The sequence below is a fragment of the Pseudoruegeria sp. SK021 genome (genome assembly GCF_002119405.1).
In the GTDB taxonomy this organism is placed as follows: Bacteria; Pseudomonadota; Alphaproteobacteria; order Rhodobacterales; family Rhodobacteraceae; genus Meridianimarinicoccus.
Genome location: NZ_MTBG01000009.1, coordinates 30,205 through 54,394 on the forward strand (window position 1 = coordinate 30,205; position 24,190 = coordinate 54,394).

Here is a 24,190-nt window from a genome sequence, read left to right on the forward strand (position 1 = left end):
GTCGATTTCCGGTTTTTCCATCCGGGTAGGTGATCTACAACCGCGCGAAACCCGGTCCACAATGGGCCAACCTTCAGGGGGCCGACATGACGCCAATGATGGCGCAATATCTGGACATCAAAGCCGAGCATACCGACGCGCTTCTGTTTTACCGGATGGGCGATTTTTACGAGATGTTCTTCGACGATGCGGTGGCGGCAGCAGCAGCGCTTGATATCGCGTTAACCAAACGCGGCAAGCATGACGATGCCGATATTCCGATGTGCGGCGTGCCGGTTCACGCGGCCGAAGGCTATTTGCAAACGCTGCTGCGCAAAGGCTTTCGCGTGGCGATTTGTGAGCAACTGGAAGACCCGGCCGAAGCCCGCAAACGGGGCAGCAAATCTGTCGTGCATCGCGGCGTGACCCGGCTTGCGACCCCCGGCACCTTGACCGAAGACAGCCTGCTGGAGGCGCGGCGGCACAATTACCTTGCCGCATGGACCGAAGTTCGCGGCAGTGGCGCGTTGGCTTGGATCGACATTTCAACCGGCGAACAACAAGTCGCGCCTTGCCCGCGCGTGATGCTGTCACCGATGATCGCCCGCCTGACGCCGCGCGAAGTGCTCTGTACTGACGCCACCGAACCGGTTTTAGCCGAAATCGCCCGCGAGGCCGGATGCGCCGTGACCTGCCTTGGCGCCTCTAGTTTCGACAGCAGCGGCGGTGAAGCCCGTCTCTGCGCGCTATTCGGGGTCTCGTCGTTAGATGGGTTCGGCACCTTCAGCCGCGCTGAACTGTCGGCCTTGGGGGCATTGCTGGACTATCTGGAGTTGACCCAGAAAGGCAATCTTCCGCTGATCCGCCCACCGGTGCGCGAAGATGTCGGTGGGGCGATGCAGATCGACGCCGCCACCCGGCGCAATCTGGAAATCACCCACAGCCTGTCTGGGGGGCGCGACGGATCCCTTATTCAAGCCATCGACCGGACCATTACCGCCGCAGGCGCGCGCTTGCTGGACCGACGCCTGTCGAGCCCGTCCTGCGATCTGGCCGAAATTCACAGCCGCCATGACGCCTTGGACCATCTACGAAAAACCCCAACCCTGCGCGACGATCTGCGAACCGCCCTGCGCCGCGTGCCAGATATGGACCGTGCCCTGATCCGGTTGTCGCTAGAACGCGGCGGTCCCCGTGACCTGACCTCCCTGCGTGATGGGCTGGAACAGGCGGACCGGATTGCACAAATGTTATCGGGCCTAGACTTGCCAAGCCGCCTACGCGACGCAAGCGACAGCCTGACCGGCCATAGCGCACTGCACGCGCTTCTGGATGCCGCTCTGGTGGCTGAACCCCCACTGTTGACCCGCGATGGCGGTTTCATCGCAACGGGCCACGACCCTGCTCTTGATGACGCACGTACCCTGCGCGATGAAGGTCGCGGCATCATCGCCCGCCTGCAAGCGACGTACAGCGCGGACACCGGCATTGGGGCCCTGAAAATCAAGCACAACAACGTGCTGGGCTATTTCATTGAAACCACCGCGACCCATGCGGCGAAAATGCTGGCGCCCCCGCTCTCCGAGACGTTTATCCACCGGCAGACCACCGCCAATGCCGTCCGCTTCACTACGGTCGAACTGTCCGATCTGGAACGGCGGATCCTCAGCGCCGGCAGCGAAGCGCTGGAGATCGAGAAGCGGCTTTTCACTGAACTGAGCCGCGCTTGCCTTGATCATGCCACGGCGATTGGCGCGGCGGCGCGGGCCTTGGCAGAAATAGATCTGTCGGCAGCATTGGCCGATCTCGCAGCCGAGGCCGACTGGTGCCGCCCTGTGGTGGATGACAGCCGCGCGTTCGACATCACCGCAGGGCGCCATCCGGTTGTCGAAGCGGCATTGCGTCGGCAATCCGGCGCGTCGTTCGTTGCCAATGACTGTACCCTGTCTGCTGAAAATGGCGCGGCGATCTGCCTTCTGACCGGCCCGAATATGGCCGGGAAATCCACATGGTTGCGGCAGAATGCGTTGATTGCGCTGCTTGCCCAAGCCGGGGCCTTCGTTCCGGCGACACGGGCTCATATCGGACTGGTATCGCAACTGTTCAGTCGGGTCGGCGCGGCGGATGATCTGGCCCGGGGCCGGTCCACCTTTATGGTGGAGATGGTGGAAACGGCGGCCATCCTGAATCAGGCCGATGCCAGAGCCTTGGTTATTCTGGACGAAATCGGACGCGGCACCGCCACCTATGATGGCCTGTCAATCGCATGGGCCACCCTTGAGCATCTGCACGATGGCAACCAGTGCCGGGCGCTGTTCGCCACCCATTACCACGAACTGACCGCACTGGCCGACAAGTTGGCCAATGCCAGCAATGCCACAGTGGCGGTCAAGGAATGGGAAGGCGATGTGATTTTCCTGCACGAGGTCCGGCCCGGTGCCGCAGATCGCAGTTATGGGGTGCAGGTGGCCAAGTTGGCCGGTCTGCCTGCGGTCGTGGTTGCACGCGCTCGGGCAGTGCTTGAAACGCTGGAAAAAGGCGACCGGGAAGGCGGCAAACGCACGCCGATGATTGATGACTTGCCGCTGTTCGCAACGCGCCTTCCGGCAGAGCCCGCACCCAACGCCGCGCCGGATCCCGTCACGATCCGTCTATCAGACGTCCAGCCGGATCAAATGACCCCGCTAGACGCACTTGCCCTGCTGTACGAACTAAAATCGCTTGCAGGGCCAAACCAGCACTGATCCGGCGGCGTCCGGATCAGTGGTCTTCTGTTGCGTGTATCAGGACCCTGCAGGGGTCGACGACACACCGACTTGGGCCGGACGCAGCAGACGGTCATGCAGCAAAAAGCCTTGGGTCATCACTTGAATGATGTCCCCGGCTTTGGTCTGCGGCACCGGTGCTTCAAACATCGCCTGATGCAACTGCGGATCGAAACGATCCCCGATTTCAGGCACGATCGGCGTGATCCCGTGCTTCGTGAAGATGTTCAGAAGTTCGCGCAGCGTCAGCCGCACCCCTTCCAACAGCGCCTTGGTGTTCTCGTCAGACTCTGGTGCCGCATCCAGTGCCCGCACCAGATTGTCATAGACCGGCAGCATGTCACGAGACAATTTCGACCCGCCAAATTGCTCGGCCTCGCGCCGATCGCGATCACTGCGCTTGCGGGCGTTTTCCGCATCCGCCAACGCACGCATGAACCGGTCGCGCATTTCATCGCGTTCGGCCAGCGCTTGTTCCAGTTCGGCCGTCAGCCGATCCTCAGACGCGTAATCCACAGTTTCTTCGGCCAGAGAATTCAAATCCATCGGCTCCTGATTTCCAGCGGCAGACGGGATATCATCCAGGCTCGTCACGTCCTTGTGCTTCGGTTCCGCCATCTCAACTCCTCTTAGCTCCGGTCAGAGATCAGTTTTCCGACCAGCTGTGCGGTATAATCCACGATTGGTACGATACGCCCGTAATTCAGACGGGTGGGTCCGATGACCCCGACCGCACCCACTATCTTACGATCAGCGTTCATATATGGACTGACTACCAAAGAGGAACCCGAAAGTGAAAAAAGCTTGTTCTCTGAGCCGATAAAAATGCGCACACCCTCGCCGTCATCGGTCAGTTCTAGAAATTCTGCGATGTCGCGCTTCCGTTCCAGATCATCAAACAGGTTCCGGATCCGCGAGAGATCTTGCTCGGATTGCTGATCCAGAAGATTTGACCGACCCCGAACAATCAAACGCTCGGTCCCTTCCGAGACCTGATCCCACACCGCAAGGCCGCTTTCGACCAATTCTGACGCCAAGACATCGATCTCTTGCCGACGACTTTTGATCTCATGCTCCATCACCCGGCGCAGATCCCGCAAGGACCGACCCTCGGCAAGGGCGTTCACAAAATTCGCGGCTTCGCGCATCGAGGACGGGGTCTGCCCCGGAGTCGGCGTAAAGACCCGGTTTTCAACCTGACCATCCGCAAAGACCAAAACGACAAGGGCCCGGTCCGCAGCCAGACTGACAAACTCGATATGTTTGATCTGGGCTTCGTGTTTTGGGGTCAGAACCAGACTTGCGCCATGGGTGATCCCGGACAGGGCCGACCCGATACTGTCCAACATGGTTCCCACATCCGAGACGGAATTGCCCATGGTGGAGTCCATCATCTTGCGGTCTGCCTCGGTCAGATCTCCGACCTCCATGAAGCCGTCCACGAACATCCGAAGCCCCTTTTGCGTCGGAATTCGTCCCGCCGAGACGTGCGGACTACCCAGCAGACCCATGAATTCCAGATCCTGCATCACGTTCCGGATCGTCGCCGCGCTGACCTTTTCATTCATACTACGGGTCAACGTGCGTGAACCCACAGGGTCCCCGCTGCTCAGATAGGCTTCGACGACTCGGCGGAAAACCTCGCGCGAGCGGTCGTTCAATCCCTCAATCATGTGGCGTTGGTCGATCATTCCTACCTTCTTGCCCCAGTTGGATGCATGGTCTGCCTGCGGGCTTGAACTGTGCAGCATACGGAAGATAAGGGAACGCGACAGCAACGCAAGGATTTGTCATGCGACCTTCTGGACGAAAATTGAACGAACTTCGCGCGGTTTCGATCGAAACCGATGTGACCCGTCATGCCGAAGGGTCTTGTTTGATCCGCATGGGCGATACCCATGTCCTATGTACGGCCTCATTGGAAGACCGCGTACCGCCGTTTTTGAAAAATACTGGATTGGGCTGGGTCACCGCCGAGTACGGCATGCTGCCCCGCGCCACCCACAGCCGGATGCGGCGCGAAGCCAAAAATGGCCAGTCCGGCCGCACCCAAGAGATCCAGCGGTTGATCGGACGCTCTTTGCGCGCAGGCCTCGACCGTGTTGCCTTGGGCGAGCGCCAAATCACCATCGATTGTGACGTCATTCAAGCCGACGGCGGGACGCGCTGTGCCTCGATCACCGGCGGTTGGATTGCGCTGAAGCTGGCGGTCAATCGGCTGATGAAGGCTGGCGATGTCATTTCTGATCCGCTGACCGACCCAATCGCTGCAATTAGTTGTGGCATTTATGCCGGGCAACCCCTGTTGGACCTGGACTATCCTGAAGACAGCGAAGCTGGTGTCGACGGTAATTTCGTCATGACCGGCTCAGGTCGCTTGGTTGAAGTTCAGATGTCTGCCGAGGGCGCCACGTTCTCGCGCGAACAGATGGGACAGCTTCTGGACCTAGCACAAGCCGGCACAGCCGATCTGGTTGCGACACAGCAGGCGGCGGTCAAAGGATGAGCCGTCGCTTAACCGAAGACCGGATTGTCATTGCCTCGCACAACGCTGGTAAACTGCGTGAAATTGCAGCCCTCCTGTCCCCCTTCGGGGTGACAGCGGTGTCCGCAAAAGAGTTGGGGCTGCCAGAGCCGGATGAAACCGAAAGCACCTTTGCAGGAAATGCCCGGATCAAAGCCCACGCTGCAGCTCAAGCCACAGGCCTGCCCGCCCTCAGCGATGACAGCGGCATCATGGTTGACGCTTTGGACGGCGCACCGGGCGTGTACACGGCCGACTGGGCCGAAACCCCAAACGGTCGTGACTTTCCGATGGCGATGACGAAAGTCTGGCAAATGCTAGAGGACCGCGCCGCCTCGGAACCCCGCACCGCGCATTTCTGTTGTACACTGTGTGTGGCGTGGCCAGATGGCGAGGACCGCCTCTTCGAAGGCCGCGTATCAGGACGGCTGGTTTGGCCGATGCGCGGCGTTCAAGGGTTTGGCTTTGACCCGATTTTCCAACCTAATGGCGAAATTGAAACCTTCGGAGAAATGGATCCAGTGCGCAAACATGCCATGAGCCACCGTGCAGATGCCTTTGCCCAACTTCAGGCAGGCTTGTTTGACTGATTTTCAAGACTGGCAGGCCGGCGGGTTCGGCCTGTATCTGCATTGGCCGTTCTGCGCCGCCAAGTGCCCGTATTGCGATTTCAATTCCCATGTCGTCGCCAGCATCGACCACGAACGTTGGACCCGCGCCTACTTGGCCGAACTACGGCGCAATGCCGCGCTTACTCAAGGCCGAACCCTTCGAAGCGTGTTCTTCGGCGGCGGCACCCCCAGCCTGATGACCCCCGACGCCGTTGGTCAACTGATCGCCGAGATCCGCCGCCTCTGGCCCGTCGCCAATGACCTAGAGATCACCCTAGAGGCCAATCCAACCTCCATCGAAATAGGGAAATTCCAAGGCTTTCGGGATGCTGGAGTTTCTAGAATTTCTGTAGGAATTCAGTCACTTATAGACGATGATCTTCGCAGGCTTGGTCGACTTCACACTGCGACCGAAGCCCGAAAGGCATTGGATATTGCCCGGTCAACCTTTGACCGCGTAAGCTTTGATCTGATCTATGCCCGACAAGGCCAAACCTTTGAAGGCTGGCGTCGTGAATTGACCGAAGCATTGGCGATGCAACCCGATCATCTGTCCATGTACCAGTTGACCGTAGAGGCTGGCACGGCGTTTGGGGACCGTCACGCTCGTGGATTGCTGAGAGATCTGCCGGACGAGAGCCTATCAGCAGATCTCTATGATTTGACCCAGTCGATTTGTAACGACCATGGCCTGCCCGCCTATGAAGTGTCTAACCACGCCCGAGACGGCAGCGAATCCCGCCACAACCTCATCTATTGGCGCTATGGTGATTATATTGGCATCGGCCCCGGCGCACATGGGCGCCTCACCCTTGCTGACGGCAGGTACGCAACAGAAACCCATCTAGCCCCAACAAAATGGCTTCAAGATGTTGAGATCAAAGGAAATGGGGAATCTTTAAGAACACGTCTCAGCGCTGACGATCAGGCCGCCGAATACTTGATGATGAGCCTGAGACTGTCTGAGGGCAGTGATGTGGAGCGCCTTAAACGACTGGGCCATGTTCTCCCCCATCAACGGCTTATCGACCTCGAAGAACTGGGATTGGTGACAAGAAACGGTTCCCAACTTCAAGCCACCCAAGCAGGACGGATGGTCCTGAATGCCATTCTTCGCGACTTATTGAGCGACTAGACGATGGCTCTGTTATGGTTTTCATTGGGTTGGGTCGCTGTCGCGGCTGGAATGATAGGGCTTATGCTTCCCCTATTGCCGACAGTCCCGTTCATGATCCTTGCTGCGTATTGCTTCGGAAAGTCATCACCGAAACTGCATTTCTGGATCATAAACCACCCAGTGTTTGGCCCACATATCGAAGACTGGCAGCACCGTGGCGCCATCCGCAAAAAAGCAAAATGGCTGGCCACGGGCTCGATGTGCGTCGCATTTTCGGGCTCGATCCTATTTGGGTTAAGCCCGACCCTACTGGCATGCCAAGGCGCGGTCCTGCTTGCCTGCCTTGGGTTTATATGGTCCCGGCCGTCGGGCTAAGGCTCAGCACTCGGCACAACTCGTCGAGTTGATCAAATGATCCATAAGCGATAGTCACGGTTCCAGATTCCCGCCCTGATGACTGTGAAATTGACACTTTCATCCCCAAATTTGCCGCCAGATCTTGCTCTAACACCCGCGTGTCGGCATCTTTCTCTTGGCGTGAGTTGGTCACCGTCTCAGTGGGTGCCGATTTCTTGGCACCTTCATCGCGCGCTAGACGCTCTGTTTCTCGAACAGATAGCCCCTTTGCGATCACAATACGCGCCAATCCAATTGGGTCTTCCGTCGTAATCAGTGCCCGAGCATGACCGGCAGACAACCGACCGTCGACCAGCATTTGCAGAACGTCTTCTGGAAGCTGCAGTAAGCGCAGCAAGTTCGCAATATGGCTTCGACTTTTACCAAGCGCTTCTGCCAATTTCTCTTGCGTGTGACCGAAACGATCCATCAGCTGGCGAAACCCGGCGGCCTCCTCAACGGGGTTCAGATCTGCCCGTTGAATATTCTCGATGATCGCAATTTCTAAAACTTCCACATCCGAAAGTTCGCGAACGACAACAGGAAGTTCATGAAGTTGGGCAATCTGGGCTGCCCGCCAACGCCGTTCACCGGCGACAATTTGGAATTGTGCTTGCCCCGTTACCTTTCGGCGTACGATTAGCGGCTGCAGGACGCCTTTCGTTCGGATGGATTCAGCCAACTCACGAAGGTTTTCTTCTGTAAACGTACGACGTGGCTGGTCTGGATTCGGAGCGATCTGCTCTATCGCGAGCACAGTTTCCGGACGGACCCTCGCATGCGTCTCAGCGCTATCATGCATGCCGACATCGGCCATTAATGCGGAAAGTCCTCGCCCCAATCCGCGTTTATCCCTGTTCATCACGTCTCTGCCCCAATCTTATGCGTCAATCTTGTGATAGCGCGCTATTATCTCTTCTGCCAAGGATTTATACGCCATACTTCCTTTGGAAGTGGGATCATAGTCTATCACCGGAACCGCATGCGACGGTGCCTCAGAGACCCGGACGTTTCTCGGAACGACGGTCTTAAACACCATATCGCCTAGGGTTTCCCGCGCATCTGCTTCGACCTGCTGTGCCAAGCGATTCCGCTGATCGTGCATGGTCAGAAGCACACCTTCAATCCGAAGGTCCGGATTGGCGGTCTGCCGAACTTCTCGGATCGTCAACATCAACTGTGACAGGCCCTCCAACGCGAAAAATTCACTTTGAAGTGGGATTAAAATCGAATGTGCCGCGACCATTGCATTGACTGTCAGAAGGTTCAAAGACGGAGGGCAATCGATCAAGATGTAGTCGATTTCCAGTCCCGAGATCACTGGACCTCGCAAAATATCGCGCAAAAGAAAGCTTCGACGCTCATTCGCGAACAGTTCAATATCAGCCGACGATAGATCCGTTGTTGCTGGTGCAATCAGGATTCCCGGGATATCAGTCGACATTAGGACATCGCTCGGATCCGCTCCATCTACGAGAAGATCATAAGTTGTTTTCCGACGGGCCTCGACGTGAACTCCCAGCCCGGTTGAGGCATTTCCTTGTGGATCGATATCGACGATTAAGCTCGAGAAACCACGCTTCTCAAGTGCAGCCGCTAAATTAATCGTCGTGGTGGTTTTTCCGACACCGCCCTTCTGATTGGCAATTGCCACGATCCTGGGTTTTGGAAATTCAGGCACGAGTTAACGCTCCAATCTTCAAGAGAACAGACTTTGGGTCTGTCGTACTAGTAATACTCTCAAGATGGAATCTCCAGTTTTTTCGCGCTTCCGTCAATTCCGATGCAACGGATTCACCCTTGGGGAAAATACCGGTCCCGTTGGACTTAAGATGGCGTTCACTCAGTTCCAAAAGCAGCGGTAACGCCGCCAAGGCTCGCGCACTCAAGTAATCAGCCTCCAATGGCGGGACATCTTCAATCCTTTGCGACACCACGCTAAAATTGGCTCCTGTTTCACGTGAAACAGCCCTTAAGAAGGTCGATTTACGTTGATCGCTTTCAACACACACGACACGCAATTCTGGTGCCAGCTCTATTGCCAAAATTGCGACGACGGCGCCTGGAAATCCGCCACCGGAGCCCAAATCCACCCATCGCCCCTTGATCGGAGCCATAACCTGAAAGACCTGAGCTGAGTCCACGATATGCCGAACCCAAAGCTCGTCTAGAGAACGCTTAGACACAAGGTTGATCGACGCGGTCCACTTCCGCACCAATTTCTCGAATATAATTAGGCGATCCAATGTTTCACGTGAAACCTTAAATCCGACCCCGCCTTCAGATGGCCTCAAAGAATTATAGCCCACGTACTTGTCCTCGCGATCGGATCCGAGACAAAATTAAGGTCAGCGCTGCAGGCGTCATTCCCTCAATTCTACCCGCCTGAGCAATCGAGGAAGGCCGGACCAAATTCAACTTACTTTTTAGTTCGTTTGAGAGGCCAGGAAGTCCGTCAAATACGAAGTTTTCGGGAATGCTGAGCGCTTCTTCACTTTGAAGAAGTGCGACATCTCTTTCTTGGCGCGCAAGATACTTTGAGTACAACGCATCGCACCACAATTGATCTTGGATATAAGTCGGGATCGTAGCATGAGCGGGATTCAGCGCTACAATGTGTGAAAAATTCACATTCGGAAATGACAGAAGATCGAGACTATTACGTCGACCGCCACCCGCGCTGATACTAATTCCCGCTGCTTGAATTTGGGATGGCGCCCAAGATTCGTCCGAAAGAACCGAGCGCTGCCGTTGTAACTGCTCCAGTTTACCTGAGAAAGAGGCGATACGATTTTCACCCACGCAACCAATCTCCATCCCCATTGGCGTCAGCCTTTGATCCGCGTTATCCGCCCGCAATGAAAGACGGAATTCCGCACGAGAGGTGAACATTCGATAGGGTTCAGACACACCTCGGGTCGTCAGATCGTCGATCAATACGCCGATATAGGACTGAGATCGGCTGAAGGTTATCGCTTCCAAGTCCATCGCGAAGCGAACCGCATTCATCCCTGCGACCAATCCCTGAGCGGCGGCTTCCTCGTAACCCGTGGTTCCATTGATTTGACCCGCTAAATATAAGCCAGGTTGTGATAATAATTGCAATGACGTGCCAAGGGCACGTGGATCAATAAAATCGTACTCAATGGCGTAACCTGGCTGGACGATCTTGGCCTGCTCCAGCCCTCGAATGGATGCGATGTATTGTTCCTGAACATCAACGGGTAGAGACGTAGAAATTCCATTCGGATACACGGTCGTATCGTTCACGCCTTCCGGCTCCAAAAAGATTTGGTGACTATCTTTTCCAGAAAATCGCGTTACCTTATCTTCAATCGACGGGCAATAACGAGGGCCCGTGCCATCTATATGCCCCCCGTACATTGCAGATCGTGACAAGTTTGCTTGGATGATTTCATGAGTCTTAATATTCGTATGGGTGATGCCACAGTTTACTTGGCGCGCAGATGTGGATTGTGTCTGGAAGGACAGAAAAACTGGGTCATCGTCACCGGGTTGGGATTCAAGGATGCTCCAGTCAATCGTGCGGCCATCGAGGCGCGGAGGCGTGCCTGTTTTCAACCGCCCCAAGGGAAGAGAGAGATCCTTAAATCGGTCAGCGAGACGGTTGGACGGAGCTTCGCCAATTCTACCTCCTGGATGCGCCTTATCACCGATATGGATAATGCCGTGTAAAAAGGTTCCGGTCGTAATCACCACAGCGGGCGCGATTAGCTCAGTACCATTCGCTAGGCAAACGCCTGTCAGTATTGAACCATTCATACAGAGATCCGTGACCTCCCCTTCCACAATGGTCAGGTTAGGCAAATTGTTGAGTTCAATCTGCATCTGTGTACGATAGATCTGTCTGTCGGATTGTGATCGCGGTCCTTGGACAGCTGGGCCTTTGCTACGATTTAACAGTCGAAACTGAATTCCCGCTTTATCAGCCACACGTCCCATAACCCCATCCAGGGCATCGATCTCCCGCACCAAATGGCCCTTTCCGAGGCCACCGATCGCAGGATTACATGACATAGTCCCTATCCCACGTTTATCGAGAGTGACGAGGGCAACTTTTGCACCCATCCGCGCGGCAATATGCGCAGCCTCACATCCTGCATGCCCGCCTCCGACGACCACAACGTCAAACATATGTTTCACGTGGAACACTCCTTATTTCCCGAGGCAGAAGCTTCGGAAGATTTCGTCTAGAACTTGTTCGATATCGACTTTTCCAACAAGCGCGTCGAGTGCCGTGACCGCATGCCGCAGATCCTCTGCCGCCAACTCTGTATGACTACTGCCATCCACTATGCCTTTTTCTACAGACATCAAAAGCCCTACGGTCATCGTCATCGCAATTCTGTGTCGTTCGTGAACCGCTAGCCCAGCCGATTGGGTGCGCATCATAAGCTCGTTTGAAATTCTAGCCAAAAGATCACTTACGCCTTGACCCGTTCGCCCTGAAATACCATCTGACGACTCCATCGACAGATCCGCCTTGCCTTTCAGGATAATATCACCCGGGGAGAGCTTGACTTCGACATCCGACTTCGAGTCAGACAGAACAACCCTGATATCGGCCGCATCTGCCCGTTCTAAAGCGCGTTCAATCCCTAACGCTTCGATTTTATCATCTGTCTTGCGGAGGCCGGCCGTGTCCAAAAAAGTTACTGGAAGTCCGTGGAGATCCATCCGTACCTCAATCACGTCCCGTGTCGTCCCCGCAATCTCGGACGTCAGCGCGGCATCACGACCTGCAAGTGCATTGAGTAACGTAGATTTTCCGATATTAGGCGGTCCCATAATCGCGACCTCAAATCCATCGCGAATTCTTTCGGCAACGGCAACGCCGGCGACCTGCTCCGAAATATCCTGACGAACAGACGTGACCAGTTCCAACACTTCTGGAAAAACGTCAACCGGGACGTCTTCGTCGGAAAAATCGATTGTTACCTCCAGTAAAGCCAGCGCGCGGACCAGATTTGCGCGCCACTTGCTGGTGCGTGCGCCGAGGGCCCCGGAGAATACGCGCAGCGCTTGCCGTCGTTGTGCCTCTGTTTCCGCGTCAATCAGATCTGCCAGTCCTTCGACCTCGGTCAAATCCATCCGGCCGTTTTCTAGGGCGCGTCGCGTAAACTCTCCAGGATTGGCCAAGCGCAGTCCATCGATATCCGACAGTGCCCGAAGAACTGCGGATACGGTCGCGCGACTTCCATGTAACTGAAATTCCGCCGATTCTTCCCCAGTAAAACTACCCCCCTTGGCGAAAACCAGAACCAGGGCATGATCAAGAAGCCCGCCTTCCTGATCTCGGAGAGACATGAGCGATGCGCGTCTGACCGCCGGTAGTCGCCCTGCCAAAACTGACACTGCCAGAAATGCATTGGGGCCAGAGACACGAACAACGGCAACACCGGCCTTGCCCTGAGCGGAAGCTAGAGCATATATGGTATCCATTACTCGTCTCTACACTATATCAGGTATTCATGGATTCAAAGAATTCCGCATTGGACTTGGTCTGCCGCAGCTTCGAGATTAGGAACTCGATTCCATCGGTGGTGCCCATCGGATTCAGGATGCGTCGAAGAACGAAGGTCTTCTGCAAATTAACCTTATCAACCAAAAGCTCTTCTTTGCGCGTTCCCGATTTCAAGATATCCATCGCCGGGAAGACACGCTTGTCCGCCACTTTGCGATCCAACACGATCTCGGAGTTGCCGGTACCCTTGAACTCTTCGAAGATCACTTCGTCCATTCGCGAGCCGGTATCGATCAGCGCCGTTGCGATGATCGTCAGCGACCCACCCTCTTCGATGTTTCGCGCCGCACCAAAAAATCTTTTTGGTCGTTGGAGCGCGTTTGCGTCGACACCACCGGTCAGAACCTTCCCGGAGGACGGAACCACGGTGTTATAGGCACGCCCCAAACGCGTGATCGAATCCAGAAGGATCACAACATCCCGCTTATGTTCGACAAGTCGTTTGGCCTTCTCGATCACCATCTCTGAAACCCCGACGTGGCGCGTGGCAGGTTCGTCGAAGGTGGAGGACACCACCTCGCCCTTCACAGAGCGCTGCATGTCGGTCACTTCTTCTGGCCGCTCATCGATTAGCAGAACGATCAGATAGCACTCAGGATGGTTCCTTTCGATGGATGCGGCGATATTCTGCAGCAGCACCGTTTTACCAGTACGAGGCGGTGCCACGATCAAGGACCGCTGCCCTTTACCAATCGGCGCCACCAGATCAATGATCCGGGCTGAGCGATCCTTAATCGTCGGATCCTCGATTTCCATTGTCATCCGCTCGTCGGGGTATAGCGGCGTGAGGTTGTCGAAGTTAATCTTGTGACGGGCCTTTTCGGGGTCCTCAAAGTTGATCTTGGTGACCATGGTCATGCAAAAATAACGTTCGGCCTCAAGCGGTGCTTGAATCACACCCTCTACAGTGTCGCCCGTGCGAAGCGAGAACCGTCGAATCATATCCGGGGAGACATAGATGTCATCAGGTCCGGGCAGATAGTTCGCCTCGGGAGAGCGCAAAAATCCGAATCCGTCCTGCAAAACTTCAATCACCCCGTCACCGGAGACTTCCCAACCTTCATCTGCGCGTTCGCGCAGAATCTGGAACATCATCTCGCCCTTCCGCATCGTGGAGGCGTTCTCGATATCAAGCTCCTCGGCCATCGCCAAAAGGTCTTGCGGAGACTTGACCTTCAGGTCCGCCAGATTCAGCTTTTCCTGAGTGACCGAAATATTCATCGAGCATACCTCTTTGCCAGATCGTCGGCAAAGTCCGTTGAGAAGGGGTTGGGAAGAAAACAGAGCGAACGCTCGTCAAGGTCCCCAGATAGGCGGTTCGCTACGCGGAGTCAATCGTCTTCCCAAATGCTTAGAATGGCCGTGCAATCACCGACACAACAATCAGGACCATAAGCAGGGTCGGCACCTCGTTCATCAAGCGGTAGGTGCGCCCGCTTCTGGTATTGGTCCCGCGAACGAAATCTTTCCGACGTAATCCAAGCCAATGGTGAAACCAAGTCATCGTCAAAACCGATAACGCCTTGATCCAAGGCCAAAAAGAGTTCCAATCGACAACACCGGGCGTTAAAACCAAACAAAGGCCGAACACCCAGGTTGCGATCATTGCAGGGTTCATGATCGCACGCAGCAGTTTTCGTTCCATGGTCTGAAACAACTGGTCTGTGTCTGATCCAGACTGAACCTGTTCTACGTGATAGACGAACAGTCTGGGCAGGTAAAGCAACCCTGCCATCCAAGAGATCACAGAGATCACATGGAGAGATTTTGTCCAAAAATACGAGTCTGAGAGGAGTTGGATCAAGGAGGCCCCCGTTCGGTCTCCCTCTCTATCTATAATATAGAAAGAAATGAAAAGATGATGATGTCGTAGGTCCTGTGGGCAGTGTGGATTAAACAGTTACACACAGGTTTACCCCATGTGGACTGTTCTTTGTCTTGGACAGAGATTGGCCATGACAAAATAAAAAAATCTTTTTGAAATAAGATGTTAAAAATTTCAACTTGTTCGCGGCCTGTGGATAAGTCGGTGGGTAATGGGTGAATCTTAATCTTTCGTAAATGTTATCCCAAAACCTTGTCCACTGTGGATTAACGTGGAGTCTTGAACTGAACAAATCGGTGGATCTGTCGGCATTGCTGCTGGCACGCGGGTTACACCCCTGTCATCAACGAGGCTTAGACCGAGTCCCATACAGGAATATCCACATGCAGCCCCCCCTGCTTCTTGCCTCTGGCTCCAAGATCAGACGTCGTTTGCTGGAACAAGCTGGCGTCCCGGTCGAAGTGAGTGTTGCGCGGATTGATGAAGATTCGGTTCGCGCCAGTATGCTGGCGGAACAGGCCGCGCCGCGTGACATCGCAGATCTCTTGGCCGAGATGAAAGCGCGCAAGGTCAGTGACAAGCATCCAGGGCGTCTGGTTCTTGGCTGTGATCAGGTCTTGGATCATCGCGGCAGCTTGCTGGCAAAGGCGACAACCCGCTTGGAGGCGGAACAGCAGCTGCGTGCTTTATGCGGTGATCGCCATAATCTGCTGTCCGCTGCGGTTCTTTACCAGAACGGTCGCCCAATCTGGCGCCATGTTGGGATGGTCCGTTTGCAGATGCGGACATTCAGTGACGCCTACCTAGCCGCATATCTCGACCGAAACTGGCCCGGGATTCAAGATTCGGTCGGAAGTTACAAGTTGGAAGAGGAAGGGATCCGTCTGTTTAGCAAGGTTGACGGCGACTATTTCAATGTTCTTGGTCTTCCGCTTCTAGAGTTGCTGGCGTATTTGACCGAAAGAGGAGATTTGCCGGGATGACACTATGAAAATACCTTTGGCAGGTGTGATCGGCCATCCGATCGGACATAGCAAGTCGCCACGATTACATGGTCATTGGCTAAAGTTCTACGGGATTTCCGGCCATTACGTGCCGTTGGATGTAGCCGCGGGTGACTTTGAGCGGGTGCTGCGGACCTTACCACTGGCGGGGTTCGTTGGTGCAAATGTCACGATCCCGCACAAGGAGGTCGCGGTATCCCTTGCCGACGAGGTGACAGAACGCGCCGCCAGAATGGGTTCAGCCAACACATTGGTGTTCCATCCCGATGGACGGATCTCGGCCGACAGCACGGATGGCTATGGGTTTATCCAGAATATTAAGGCAGCTCGGCCTGAGTGGAAGGCAGATCAGGGACCAGCCATGGTGTTCGGGGCTGGTGGCGCGGCGCGGGCAGTGATTGACAGTCTGTTGGAAGAAGGTGTGCCAGAATTGCGGCTGGCGAACCGGACCCGGGCCCGGGCCGAAGCGTTGGCACATACATTCGGACCAAAAGTTCGGGTGATCGATTGGGATGCGCCTCGCATCGGCCTGAACGGGGCTGTGACCGTGGTCAATACGACCTCGCTTGGGATGAGCGGACAACCACCCTTTGACGTGCCCCTGCGCGGGCTACAGCCCGGTGCGATCGCGACGGATCTGGTTTATACGCCTCTTGATACATCTTTCCTGATCGCCGCCGCCGCAGCTGGGGCCAAGACGGTAGATGGCCTTGGAATGCTGCTGCATCAAGCGGTCCCCGGCTTTGAGGCGTGGTTTGGTCAGCGTCCAGATGTGACGGACGCGCTTCGGGACGTCATGTTGCGCCCATGAGGCGGCCTTACGTTCTTGGTCTGACCGGCTCCATCGGTATGGGAAAATCAACCACCGCGCGCTTGTTTGCAGAAGCGGGCTGCGCGGTCTGGGATGCGGACGCCGCAGTGCATCGTCTCTATGCCGCGGGCGGCGCGGCGGTGGCACCACTGCGCGCGCTTCGACCCGAGGCGATCGTGGCCGGTGCCGTGTCACGCCCTGCCCTGAAAGATTGGATCGCGACCGATCCCACCGCCTTTGACCAGATCGAAGCAGTGGTGCATCCGTTGGTTGCCGAAGATCGCGTCCGGTTTTTAAGCGCGGCTGAGAGTGATATCGTTGTTCTGGATATTCCGCTTCTGTTCGAGACGGGCAGACACGGGGATATGGATGCGGTAATTGTCGTCTCTGCGCCGCCGGCTGTGCAGCGTGCCCGGGTTTTGGCGCGACCGGGCATGACGGATGCCCAGTTCGAGGCCATTCTTGCCCGCCAAATCCCCGATGCCGAAAAGCGGCAGCGGGCCGATTATGTGATAGAAACAACGGATATGCCCACGGCGAGATCCGCCGTCGCGGCAATCATCGACCAGATACGAGGCCAGAATGCGTGAGATCGTTCTTGATACCGAAACCACCGGTTTTGATGCGTATAACGGCGATCGGATCGTTGAGATCGGGTGTGTCGAACTAGAGAACCACATGCCCACTGGCCGGACCTATCATCAGTATATCAACCCCCAACGTGACATGCCGGCAGACGCGTTCGCAGTTCACGGTCTCAGCGCCGAGTTTCTGGCGGATAAGCCGCTCTTTCGGGAGGTGGGCATGGCGTTCCATGAATTCTGTGGCGATGCAAAGCTCGTGATCCACAATGCCGCCTTTGACATGAAATTCCTGAATGCGGAACTGGATCGGGCCGGGATGCCAAAGTTACAGAACGCGCGCGCAATTGATACGCTGGCGATTGCGCGGCGCAAATTTCCGGGCTCGCCCTCGTCGCTGGATGCCTTGTGCCGCAGGTTCGGCATTGATAACTCGGCCCGCGAAAAGCACGGGGCGCTGCTAGACTCGGAAATTCTTGCGGAAGTCTATCTGGAACTGATCGGTGGGCGGCAGCCCGGATTGGTTCTGGACGCGCGTCCTGCCATTAAGGTTCGGGATGCTGTGGCGACCGGAGACTGGCGTCCGCGACCACGGCCCAACCCCCTGCCCCCGCGTCTCACAGATGAGGAGCGCGCGGCACATGACGCCTTCGTTCAATCCATGGGGGACAAGGCGGTCTGGACTGTTATGGCGGGCCGGGCGGACGGATCCGCCAAGCCCTAAAGCAATCAGTTCGGATCAGGAGATCGGCGCATCCTGAGGAACGGTGTTTTCCGCCTGAACTTTGGCGCGACGTTCCATTTCGTTGCGATAGATACCCATAAAGTCGACGGTATCAAGGTTCAGCGGCGGGAAGCCACCATCGCGGGTCACGTCCGACACGATCCGGCGCACAAACGGAAACAGCATCCGCGGGCATTCGATCATCAGAAACGGATGCAGCTGAGTCTCAGGAATGCCGTCGATCAGGAAAATTCCGCCATAATCAAGCTCAAGAGCGAACAGGACGTCGCCCGTTTCCTTGTTTTTCGAGGTCACCACGAATTTTGTGATCACTTCGTATTGCTTGTCGGCGGGACGCTTTTTGGCGTCGAGGTTGACCTGAACCTGAACGTCCGGTTTCACATCGCCGTTAATGCCCTTTTGGGCCACGATATTTTCGAACGACAAGTCGCGGATGAACTGGCCAAGGACCTGCATCTTGACTTGGGTCGGTTGGGGCGCAGCACCGTTCGGGGCATCAGCCATAAGATCTCTCCAGAGCTAGGAACGAATTGCCCGCTGATTATCAGGTCGGTATCGCCACCACAACCGGACAGCGCGTGTGGTTAATCTTGTTTCCAGCCCGAGGGATGGTTGCCGGGGCGCGGCGGCAGGCTGTCGGGGTCGATCTCGCGGAATTCACCGTCGATGACATCGCCCGCGGCGCGGCCTGCACTGCCCCTGCCCGGTCCACGCGATGCGGCATTCATTTGAACACCGTTGATGGTGATCCGGCTGCGGATCAGGTTGAAGACGTGGTCGCGAACCTTGGGCACCAACAGGGCGAACCCGACGAAATCGGTGAAGAAACCCGGTGTCACCAACAAAATGCCGGAGAGCAGGATCATGGCGCCATGCGCCAAAGGTGCCGCAGGATTGTCGAGGCGGTCCATCGATGTCTGGATATCGCGCATCACGCTCAGGCCCTGACTGCGGACAAGAGACGTCCCAATCACGGCTGTTGCCAGCACGATCAGCAAGGTCGGCCAGAGGCCAATCAGGTCACCGACCGTCACAAATAGTGCAATCTCAATCAGCGGAATGAGGATGAAGATGAAAAGCAGCCGCATGTATCCCTCGATAGGTCAGGTCTGTTGGTGGACTTGGCGTCCCCCGTCAACTACATAAGGAAGACTGTCTGTTGTTACCATCCTTCTGCCCTATGAGGTGAACATGAGCTCTGCCTTGCTCCAATTACTCGTTCTTGCTGGCGTTGCGATTTTTTTGATTCTGCGCCTGAAGAATGTGCTGGGCACCCGGGAGGGGTTCGAAAAGCCGACAACGCCGGCCGCCGAGACACCCGACACCCGCAACACTCGCGCTGGCGGGTTTGAAGTGATCGAAGGCGGCCCGGATCACGATATCATCGACCACGTGGACGAGCATTCTGCGGCCGCCAAGGCCCTCGCCGAAATGAAAAAGGTCGATGACGATTTCGTGGTGGGCCCATTCCTTCAGGGCGCGCGCGGCGCGTATGAGATGATCCTCATGGCGTTCGAAAGCGGTGATCTGTCCAGCGTGAAAGATTTCCTGTCGCCTGAGGTGTATGAAAGCTTCTCGGCCGTTATTGACGAGCGAACGCAGCAAGGCCTGAATGTCGAAGCGACATTCGTTGGCCTGCGGGACGTCAAATTGATGGATGCGACCTTCGACCAAACCAGCGCCGAGGCCGATCTGACGGTTCGGTTTGTTGCTGAACTGACATCGGTGGTGAAAAACCTGTCTGGTGATGTTGTTGAAGGCAGCCCGACGGAAATCAAACGTCAACGCGATACGTGGACGTTCAGCCGGGTTATGGGCACCGACGATCCAAACTGGCATCTTGTCGCCACAGGCGAATAATATGCGCCGTGGTTGCGATCTGATCGTTCTCGGGTGACTTGGTGGCGCGTCGTCGATCTGGAAAGCTGTCTGAAGAAGACCGTGCCTTATGGAAACGGGTGGCAGAAAATGTCACCCCGATCCGGCCAAACAGCGCACCAATTGACGACGTAGTAAAAACGGCACCACCCGTTGTGCGACCCAAGTCGCCACAAAAGCGTGATGAGGGTCTTCCCCCAAAAGCGCAGCACCTGTTTCGGATCGGCAGTGCCGCGCCGCCTTCGACCCGCGGACACGATCTCGTTCCGCCCCTGGCGCAGCGGCTTGCAGCGATGCCGCCGCAGGTCGACGCGAAAACCCACACCAAATTAAAGCGCGGCAAACTGCGTCCGGATGCCCGAATTGACCTGCACGGGATGACCCTGTCGCAAGCGCACCCGGTGCTGAACCGCTTCATGATGGGCGCCTATTCGCGGCAACAGCGGCTGGTTCTGGTGATCACCGGCAAGGGCAAGGATCGTGACGACGGCGGGCCAGTGCCGGTCCCGCGCGGCATCCTGCGCCATCAGGTGCCTCATTGGCTGCAGACGCCCCCTCTGAACAGCATTGTCCTACAGGTCACCCAAGCTCATCTGCGTCATGGCGGTGACGGTGCCTATTACGTGTACCTGCGGCGCATGAAGTAACCGGTTTGATCTGCCGCCTCCCCTTGGCAGCGGCGGCTGAACCTCTTACATCGCGCTAGAACAACAAGGACCAAGCTGATGACCACCCTGACTCCCCGCGAAATCGTTTCTGAACTCGACCGGTTTATCATCGGTCAGAAGGACGCAAAACGGGCTGTGGCCGTGGCGTTGCGCAATCGGTGGCGGCGCAAGCAGCTTGATCCGTCGCTGCAAGATGAGGTTTACCCAAAGAACATCTTGATGATCGGACCGACAGGCGTCGGGAAAACCGAGATCAGCCGCCGCTTGGCCAAACTGGCGCGCGCGCCCTTTGTGAAGGTTGAGGCCACCAAGTTTACAGAAGTCGGCTATGTTGGCCGTGACGTGGAACAGATCGTCCGCGATTTGGTCGATAGCGCGATCGCCATGGTCCGGGATCAGATGCGCGAAGACGTCAAATCTCGGGCGCAGGCCAACGCCGAAGAACGCGTCATTGAGGCGATCGCCGGTGCCGATGCCCGGGATGCCACCCGCGAACGGTTCCGCGAAAAATTGCGGTCGGGCGATCTTGACGGCCATGAGATCGAACTTGAGGTTGCAGATACCTCAAACCCCCTGTCCATGATGGATATTCCCGGGCAAGCGGGCGGAAATATGGGGATGATGAACCTTGGCGATCTGTTCGGGAAAGCCATGGGTGGGCGCAAGGTACGGCGCAAGATGACCGTTGCACAAAGCTATGAGCTGTTGCTGTCAGAAGAAGCGGACAAATTGCTGGACGATGAGTCCGTGACCCGCGCCGCACTGGAAGCAGTGGAGCAAAGCGGCATCGTCTTTATCGATGAAATCGATAAAGTTTGCGCCCGGGCGGATGCGCGCGGTGGCGACGTCAGCCGGGAAGGTGTGCAGCGCGACTTGCTGCCGCTGATCGAGGGCACCGTGGTTTCCACCAAGCACGGCCCGGTCAAGACCGACCACATCCTCTTTATTGCCTCCGGCGCGTTCCACGTGGCCAAGCCGTCGGATCTTTTGCCTGAGTTGCAGGGCCGTCTGCCGATCCGCGTCGAATTGCGCGCCCTGACCGAAGATGATTTCGTCCGCATCCTGACCGAAACGGACAATGCGCTGACCTTGCAATACACTGCGTTGATGGGCACCGAAGGGGTCACCGTCAGCTTTACTGAGGACGGCATCGCCGCCTTGGCACAGATTGCGGCAGAGGTTAATCGCAGTGTCGAGAACATCGGCGCACGGCGGCTTTATACGGTTCTAGAGCGGGTGTTCGAAGAACTCAGCTTCACCGCGCCGGATCGTTCGGGGAGTGAGGTCGTCGTGGACGGCGCCTTTGTGCAAAAGCATCTAGGCGATTTGGTGCAGTCGACGGATATCAGCCGCTTCATGCTGTAAGTCCGCGTCGTGGGGGCCGTTCTGCGCCCCCGCGAGATCTGTCAGGACTGGACTCGCAGGGGTGCGGGTCCTAACCCTTGGCAGGCAGGCAAATGTCATTAGGGTCCCGCCTGCGACAGTAGGCATTTCCATATGAAACTTCCCTCGATCGCGTTTCTGCGTGACAACGCCCGCTGGCTTGCCGCGGGTGCGTTGTTGATGTTCAGCTCCAGCTACGGCCAGACGTTCTTTATCTCGACCTTCGCAGGCGAGATCCGGGCGGAATTCGGCCTTTCCCATGGGGAATGGGGGTCGATTTATGGCGCCGGAACCCTAATTTCGGCGACAATCATGGTGTGGGCCGGCATCCTGACGGATCATTTTCGGGTTCGGGTGCTTGGCAGCTGCGTTTTGGCGATGTTGGCGCTGGCCAGTCTGGCGATGTCGCAGGTCTCTGCCGCATGGGCGCTGATCCCGGTGATCTTGGCCTTGCGGCTGGCTGGGCAGGGCATGAGCAGCCATATCGCGGCCACCGCTATGGGGCGGTACTTCGTGGCCACACGCGGCCGCGCGCTGTCTACGGTTGCGCTGGGGGTGTCGTTGGGTGAAGCGTCCCTGCCGCTGATCTTCGCGGCACTGTTGACGGTGTTCGCGTGGCGCGATCTGTGGGTGGTCGCCGCACTAATGGCGCTGCTGTCCATTCCCGCCCTACTGGCCTTGCTGCGCGAGGAGCGCACACCGCAGAGCGCGGCGCAGCAAAGCCAGTCTCCCGGCCTCAACGGGCGTCACTGGACGCGGCCGCAGGTCCTGCGGAGCAAACTGTTCTGGTGCATCATTCCGCTGATCCTTGGGCCACCGGCATTCGGCACGGCCCTGTTTTTTCAACAAGTGCATTTGGCCGAGGTCAAAGGCTGGCCTCATGTCCAGTTTGTGGCGTTGTTTCCCCTGTTCACCGCGGTGGCTGTGGCGTCAATGATCACCACCGGGATAGTGTTGGACCGTCTCGGAACGCATCGCCTGATGCCGTTCTATCAACTGCCGATGGCGGTGGGGTTTCTGATCTTGGGCGGCTCGGACAGCCTGATCGTTGCTGCCATGGGTATGGCCTTGATCGGAATTTCGAATGGGGCGAACAATACCCTGTCGACGGCCTTCTGGGCCGAAACCTATGGCACCCGGCATCTTGGGGCGAACCGGTCGATGGCGACGGCGATCATGGTTCTGGGCACTGCCATCGGGCCATTCCTGACCGGCGCGCTGATCGATGCGGGCATTCCGTTTGATCGGCAAATGCCCGCGATCGCTGTTTATTTCTTGCTCAGTTCCGGTTTGGTCTGGGTCGGGTTCAAAGCCCTGCGGCGCGCGCCCTGCCCGACCGCTTAATGCGCGTCGATACTTTCGACGGTCAGCTTGCCGTTGGTATAGACGCAGATGTCTGCGGCAATCGCCATGGCTTTGCGGGCAATCCCTTCGGCGTCCAGATCGGCTTCCATCAAGCCGCGCGCAGCAGCCAAGGCATAGTTGCCGCCCGAACCTATGGCCGTCACGTCATGCTCTGGGGACAGCACATCGCCCGCGCCGGTGATGATCAGCAATTCGGTGCCATCGGTCACGATCAGCATGGCTTCTAGTTTTTGAAGGTATTTGTCGGTGCGCCAATCCTTGGCCAGTTCAACGCTGGCCCGTGCCAGTTGGCCCGGCGTGGCCTCAAGCTTGGCTTCAAGCCGCTCCAAAAGAGTAAACGCATCTGCGGTGGAGCCCGCAAAACCGGCGACCACATCAAAGCCCCCCGGCGATAACCGGCGCACTTTGCGGGCGGTGCCCTTGATGACGGTCTGGCCAAGGCTGACCTGTCCGTCGCCTGCAATCACGACCTTGCCGCCCTTGCGAACGCCGATGATCGTGGTGCCGTGCCAACCGGGAAACTGTTGCTCTGCCATGGGGCCTCCAATGCTCTGGCGGCCTATATGGGCATCCGGGCGCGGCACGACAAGCGCTTTTGCCCGATTGGTCCGGTTACGAAAACGCCCCGGCACTGCGGGGCGTTTGGTCTGTCGAAATCACCAGCGGCGATTACAGCTCGCCCATGATCCAGCTTTGCAGCGCGGCCTTGGGGGCAGCGCCGGTCTTGTTCGACACCACTTTGCCATCCTTGAACATGAACAGCGCCGGGATGCCGCGGATGTGCATCTCTTGCGCGGTCTTCATGTTTTCGTCGACATTGACCTTCACGATCTTGACCTTACCGTCCATTTCCTTGGCGATCTCTTCCAGAGCGGGGCCAATCTGCTTGCACGGACCGCACCATTCGGCCCAGAAATCCACCACTACGGGGATGTCGGATTGCTTGACAACTTCATCGAAGGTGTCGTCGGTGGCTGCTACGGTTGCCATGGG

At 56.9% G+C, this 24,190-nt stretch carries 26 protein-coding genes; 13 read left to right on the forward strand and 13 right to left on the reverse strand.

Going from position 1 to position 24,190, the window contains the following annotated elements; all coding sequences use genetic code 11:
- The first annotated feature begins 95 nt into the window (after positions 1-95).
- The gene (mutS, locus tag BV911_RS07780; protein WP_086053042.1) at positions 96-2,723 is read left to right on the forward strand and encodes a DNA mismatch repair protein MutS; all 2,628 of its coding nucleotides are present in this window, start codon (positions 96-98) and stop codon (positions 2,721-2,723) included.
- Between the two features lie 39 nt (positions 2,724-2,762).
- Here the strand turns inward: mutS and BV911_RS07785 are convergent, their stop codons facing one another.
- Together BV911_RS07785 and hrcA are read right to left on the reverse strand one after the other, a co-directional pair.
- A complete protein-coding gene (locus BV911_RS07785) occupies positions 2,763-3,362 on the reverse strand; it encodes a nucleotide exchange factor GrpE (RefSeq protein WP_086053043.1) in 600 nt (199 codons plus the stop codon).
- An 11-nt stretch (positions 3,363-3,373) separates the two neighbouring features.
- Positions 3,374-4,435 (reverse strand): heat-inducible transcriptional repressor HrcA, encoded by a 1,062-nt coding sequence (hrcA, locus tag BV911_RS07790; protein ID WP_086053044.1) that lies wholly within the window; start codon positions 4,433-4,435, stop codon positions 3,374-3,376.
- A 101-nt stretch (positions 4,436-4,536) separates the two neighbouring features.
- Between hrcA and rph the strand changes: the two genes are divergently transcribed.
- The 4 genes from rph to BV911_RS07810 all read left to right on the forward strand — a co-directional run bounded on the left by rph (position 4,537) and on the right by BV911_RS07810 (position 7,371).
- Complete coding sequence (rph, locus tag BV911_RS07795) at positions 4,537-5,250, forward strand: ribonuclease PH (protein WP_086053045.1); 714 nt, start codon at positions 4,537-4,539, stop codon at positions 5,248-5,250.
- The gene (rdgB, locus tag BV911_RS07800; RefSeq protein WP_086053046.1) at positions 5,247-5,858 is read left to right on the forward strand and encodes an RdgB/HAM1 family non-canonical purine NTP pyrophosphatase; all 612 of its coding nucleotides are present in this window, start codon (positions 5,247-5,249) and stop codon (positions 5,856-5,858) included. Before rph ends, rdgB begins: the two co-directional genes overlap by 4 nt.
- The gene (gene hemW, locus BV911_RS07805) at positions 5,821-7,014 is read left to right on the forward strand and encodes a radical SAM family heme chaperone HemW (RefSeq protein WP_086053047.1); all 1,194 of its coding nucleotides are present in this window, start codon (positions 5,821-5,823) and stop codon (positions 7,012-7,014) included. The genes rdgB and hemW overlap by 38 nt, the downstream gene beginning before the upstream one ends.
- Before the next feature lie 63 nt (positions 7,015-7,077).
- Positions 7,078-7,371: a YbaN family protein gene (locus tag BV911_RS07810; RefSeq protein WP_240512187.1), complete on the forward strand. Its 294-nt coding sequence runs from the start codon at positions 7,078-7,080 to the stop codon at positions 7,369-7,371.
- On the opposite strand, the gene BV911_RS07815 is transcribed toward BV911_RS07810, so the two are convergent.
- The 7 genes from BV911_RS07815 to hemJ all read right to left on the reverse strand — a co-directional run bounded on the left by BV911_RS07815 (position 7,346) and on the right by hemJ (position 14,741).
- Complete coding sequence (locus BV911_RS07815; protein WP_371587965.1) at positions 7,346-8,209, reverse strand: ParB/RepB/Spo0J family partition protein; 864 nt, start codon at positions 8,207-8,209, stop codon at positions 7,346-7,348. The genes BV911_RS07810 and BV911_RS07815 overlap by 26 nt on opposite strands.
- A gap of 63 nt (positions 8,210-8,272) precedes the next feature.
- Positions 8,273-9,073: a ParA family protein gene (locus BV911_RS07820; protein WP_086053050.1), complete on the reverse strand. Its 801-nt coding sequence runs from the start codon at positions 9,071-9,073 to the stop codon at positions 8,273-8,275.
- A complete protein-coding gene (gene rsmG / locus BV911_RS07825; protein ID WP_240512188.1) occupies positions 9,066-9,701 on the reverse strand; it encodes a 16S rRNA (guanine(527)-N(7))-methyltransferase RsmG in 636 nt (211 codons plus the stop codon). The genes BV911_RS07820 and rsmG overlap by 8 nt, the downstream gene beginning before the upstream one ends.
- Positions 9,691-11,556, reverse strand: coding sequence for a tRNA uridine-5-carboxymethylaminomethyl(34) synthesis enzyme MnmG (mnmG, locus tag BV911_RS07830; RefSeq protein ID WP_086053051.1), 1,866 nt, complete (start codon positions 11,554-11,556; stop codon positions 9,691-9,693). Before mnmG ends, rsmG begins: the two co-directional genes overlap by 11 nt.
- Positions 11,557-11,568: 12 nt before the next feature.
- Complete coding sequence (gene mnmE / locus BV911_RS07835) at positions 11,569-12,855, reverse strand: tRNA uridine-5-carboxymethylaminomethyl(34) synthesis GTPase MnmE (protein ID WP_086053052.1); 1,287 nt, start codon at positions 12,853-12,855, stop codon at positions 11,569-11,571.
- A gap of 19 nt (positions 12,856-12,874) precedes the next feature.
- Positions 12,875-14,158 carry a transcription termination factor Rho gene (gene rho, locus BV911_RS07840; RefSeq protein ID WP_086053053.1) on the reverse strand — a complete coding sequence of 428 codons (1,284 nt, stop codon included), beginning with the start codon at positions 14,156-14,158 and terminating at the stop codon, positions 12,875-12,877.
- Positions 14,159-14,288: 130 nt separating this feature from the next.
- Positions 14,289-14,741 (reverse strand): protoporphyrinogen oxidase HemJ, encoded by a 453-nt coding sequence (gene hemJ / locus BV911_RS07845; protein ID WP_086053054.1) that lies wholly within the window; start codon positions 14,739-14,741, stop codon positions 14,289-14,291.
- A 404-nt stretch (positions 14,742-15,145) separates the two neighbouring features.
- On the opposite strand from hemJ, the gene BV911_RS07850 reads away from it, so the two are divergent.
- From BV911_RS07850 to dnaQ, 4 genes are read left to right on the forward strand one after another with little or no spacing between them, the layout of a single operon-like run.
- On the forward strand, positions 15,146-15,745 hold the full coding sequence (locus BV911_RS07850; RefSeq protein WP_086053055.1) for a nucleoside triphosphate pyrophosphatase: 600 nt from the start codon (positions 15,146-15,148) through the stop codon (positions 15,743-15,745).
- A 4-nt stretch (positions 15,746-15,749) separates the two neighbouring features.
- On the forward strand, positions 15,750-16,577 hold the full coding sequence (locus BV911_RS07855; protein ID WP_086053056.1) for a shikimate dehydrogenase: 828 nt from the start codon (positions 15,750-15,752) through the stop codon (positions 16,575-16,577).
- Complete coding sequence (gene coaE, locus BV911_RS07860) at positions 16,574-17,167, forward strand: dephospho-CoA kinase (protein WP_086053057.1); 594 nt, start codon at positions 16,574-16,576, stop codon at positions 17,165-17,167. Before BV911_RS07855 ends, coaE begins: the two co-directional genes overlap by 4 nt.
- On the forward strand, positions 17,160-17,882 hold the full coding sequence (gene dnaQ / locus BV911_RS07865) for a DNA polymerase III subunit epsilon (RefSeq protein ID WP_086053058.1): 723 nt from the start codon (positions 17,160-17,162) through the stop codon (positions 17,880-17,882). The genes coaE and dnaQ overlap by 8 nt, the downstream gene beginning before the upstream one ends.
- A 15-nt stretch (positions 17,883-17,897) precedes the next feature.
- Here the strand turns inward: dnaQ and secB are convergent, their stop codons facing one another.
- Positions 17,898-18,407: a protein-export chaperone SecB gene (gene secB / locus BV911_RS07870; RefSeq protein ID WP_086053059.1), complete on the reverse strand. Its 510-nt coding sequence runs from the start codon at positions 18,405-18,407 to the stop codon at positions 17,898-17,900.
- Positions 18,408-18,487: 80 nt separating this feature from the next.
- Positions 18,488-18,991: an FxsA family protein gene (locus BV911_RS07875; RefSeq protein ID WP_086053060.1), complete on the reverse strand. Its 504-nt coding sequence runs from the start codon at positions 18,989-18,991 to the stop codon at positions 18,488-18,490.
- A gap of 103 nt (positions 18,992-19,094) precedes the next feature.
- Here BV911_RS07875 and BV911_RS07880 point away from each other — a divergent pair, with 103 nt between their 5' ends.
- From BV911_RS07880 to BV911_RS07895, 4 genes are all read left to right on the forward strand, one after another.
- On the forward strand, positions 19,095-19,763 hold the full coding sequence (locus BV911_RS07880) for a Tim44/TimA family putative adaptor protein (RefSeq protein WP_086053061.1): 669 nt from the start codon (positions 19,095-19,097) through the stop codon (positions 19,761-19,763).
- A 311-nt stretch (positions 19,764-20,074) separates the two neighbouring features.
- The gene (locus BV911_RS20365; protein WP_371587966.1) at positions 20,075-20,428 is read left to right on the forward strand and encodes a Smr/MutS family protein; all 354 of its coding nucleotides are present in this window, start codon (positions 20,075-20,077) and stop codon (positions 20,426-20,428) included.
- Between the two features lie 78 nt (positions 20,429-20,506).
- On the forward strand, positions 20,507-21,814 hold the full coding sequence (gene hslU, locus BV911_RS07890) for an ATP-dependent protease ATPase subunit HslU (protein ID WP_086053062.1): 1,308 nt from the start codon (positions 20,507-20,509) through the stop codon (positions 21,812-21,814).
- A gap of 132 nt (positions 21,815-21,946) precedes the next feature.
- A complete protein-coding gene (locus BV911_RS07895) occupies positions 21,947-23,176 on the forward strand; it encodes an MFS transporter (protein ID WP_086053063.1) in 1,230 nt (409 codons plus the stop codon).
- On the opposite strand, the gene hslV is transcribed toward BV911_RS07895, so the two are convergent.
- On the reverse strand, positions 23,173-23,733 hold the full coding sequence (hslV, locus tag BV911_RS07900; RefSeq protein ID WP_086053064.1) for an ATP-dependent protease subunit HslV: 561 nt from the start codon (positions 23,731-23,733) through the stop codon (positions 23,173-23,175). The genes BV911_RS07895 and hslV overlap by 4 nt on opposite strands.
- 133 nt (positions 23,734-23,866) lie before the next feature.
- A complete protein-coding gene (gene trxA / locus BV911_RS07905; protein WP_086053065.1) occupies positions 23,867-24,187 on the reverse strand; it encodes a thioredoxin in 321 nt (106 codons plus the stop codon).
- Positions 24,188-24,190: the final 3 nt, after the last annotated feature.

Coding starts and splice junctions, on each gene's coding strand:
- BV911_RS07855 (WP_086053056.1), top strand. CDS start 15,750: ATGAAAATACCTTTGGCAGGTGTGATCGGCCATCCGATCGGACATAGC.
- trxA (WP_086053065.1), bottom strand. CDS start 24,187: ATGGCAACCGTAGCAGCCACCGACGACACCTTCGATGAAGTTGTCAAG.
- mnmE (WP_086053052.1), bottom strand. CDS start 12,855: ATGGATACCATATATGCTCTAGCTTCCGCTCAGGGCAAGGCCGGTGTT.
- hslV (WP_086053064.1), bottom strand. CDS start 23,733: ATGGCAGAGCAACAGTTTCCCGGTTGGCACGGCACCACGATCATCGGC.
- BV911_RS20365 (WP_371587966.1), top strand. CDS start 20,075: ATGCCGCCGCAGGTCGACGCGAAAACCCACACCAAATTAAAGCGCGGC.
- hrcA (WP_086053044.1), bottom strand. CDS start 4,435: ATGATCGACCAACGCCACATGATTGAGGGATTGAACGACCGCTCGCGC.
- BV911_RS07785 (WP_086053043.1), bottom strand. CDS start 3,362: ATGGCGGAACCGAAGCACAAGGACGTGACGAGCCTGGATGATATCCCG.
- BV911_RS07850 (WP_086053055.1), top strand. CDS start 15,146: ATGCAGCCCCCCCTGCTTCTTGCCTCTGGCTCCAAGATCAGACGTCGT.
- rdgB (WP_086053046.1), top strand. CDS start 5,247: ATGAGCCGTCGCTTAACCGAAGACCGGATTGTCATTGCCTCGCACAAC.
- BV911_RS07815 (WP_371587965.1), bottom strand. CDS start 8,209: ATGGCCGATGTCGGCATGCATGATAGCGCTGAGACGCATGCGAGGGTC.
- hemW (WP_086053047.1), top strand. CDS start 5,821: ATGCCTTTGCCCAACTTCAGGCAGGCTTGTTTGACTGATTTTCAAGAC.
- secB (WP_086053059.1), bottom strand. CDS start 18,407: ATGGCTGATGCCCCGAACGGTGCTGCGCCCCAACCGACCCAAGTCAAG.
- BV911_RS07880 (WP_086053061.1), top strand. CDS start 19,095: ATGAGCTCTGCCTTGCTCCAATTACTCGTTCTTGCTGGCGTTGCGATT.
- coaE (WP_086053057.1), top strand. CDS start 16,574: ATGAGGCGGCCTTACGTTCTTGGTCTGACCGGCTCCATCGGTATGGGA.
- dnaQ (WP_086053058.1), top strand. CDS start 17,160: ATGCGTGAGATCGTTCTTGATACCGAAACCACCGGTTTTGATGCGTAT.
- rho (WP_086053053.1), bottom strand. CDS start 14,158: ATGAATATTTCGGTCACTCAGGAAAAGCTGAATCTGGCGGACCTGAAG.
- BV911_RS07875 (WP_086053060.1), bottom strand. CDS start 18,991: ATGCGGCTGCTTTTCATCTTCATCCTCATTCCGCTGATTGAGATTGCA.
- hslU (WP_086053062.1), top strand. CDS start 20,507: ATGACCACCCTGACTCCCCGCGAAATCGTTTCTGAACTCGACCGGTTT.
- rph (WP_086053045.1), top strand. CDS start 4,537: ATGCGACCTTCTGGACGAAAATTGAACGAACTTCGCGCGGTTTCGATC.
- mutS (WP_086053042.1), top strand. CDS start 96: ATGATGGCGCAATATCTGGACATCAAAGCCGAGCATACCGACGCGCTT.
- BV911_RS07895 (WP_086053063.1), top strand. CDS start 21,947: ATGAAACTTCCCTCGATCGCGTTTCTGCGTGACAACGCCCGCTGGCTT.
- BV911_RS07810 (WP_240512187.1), top strand. CDS start 7,078: ATGCTTCCCCTATTGCCGACAGTCCCGTTCATGATCCTTGCTGCGTAT.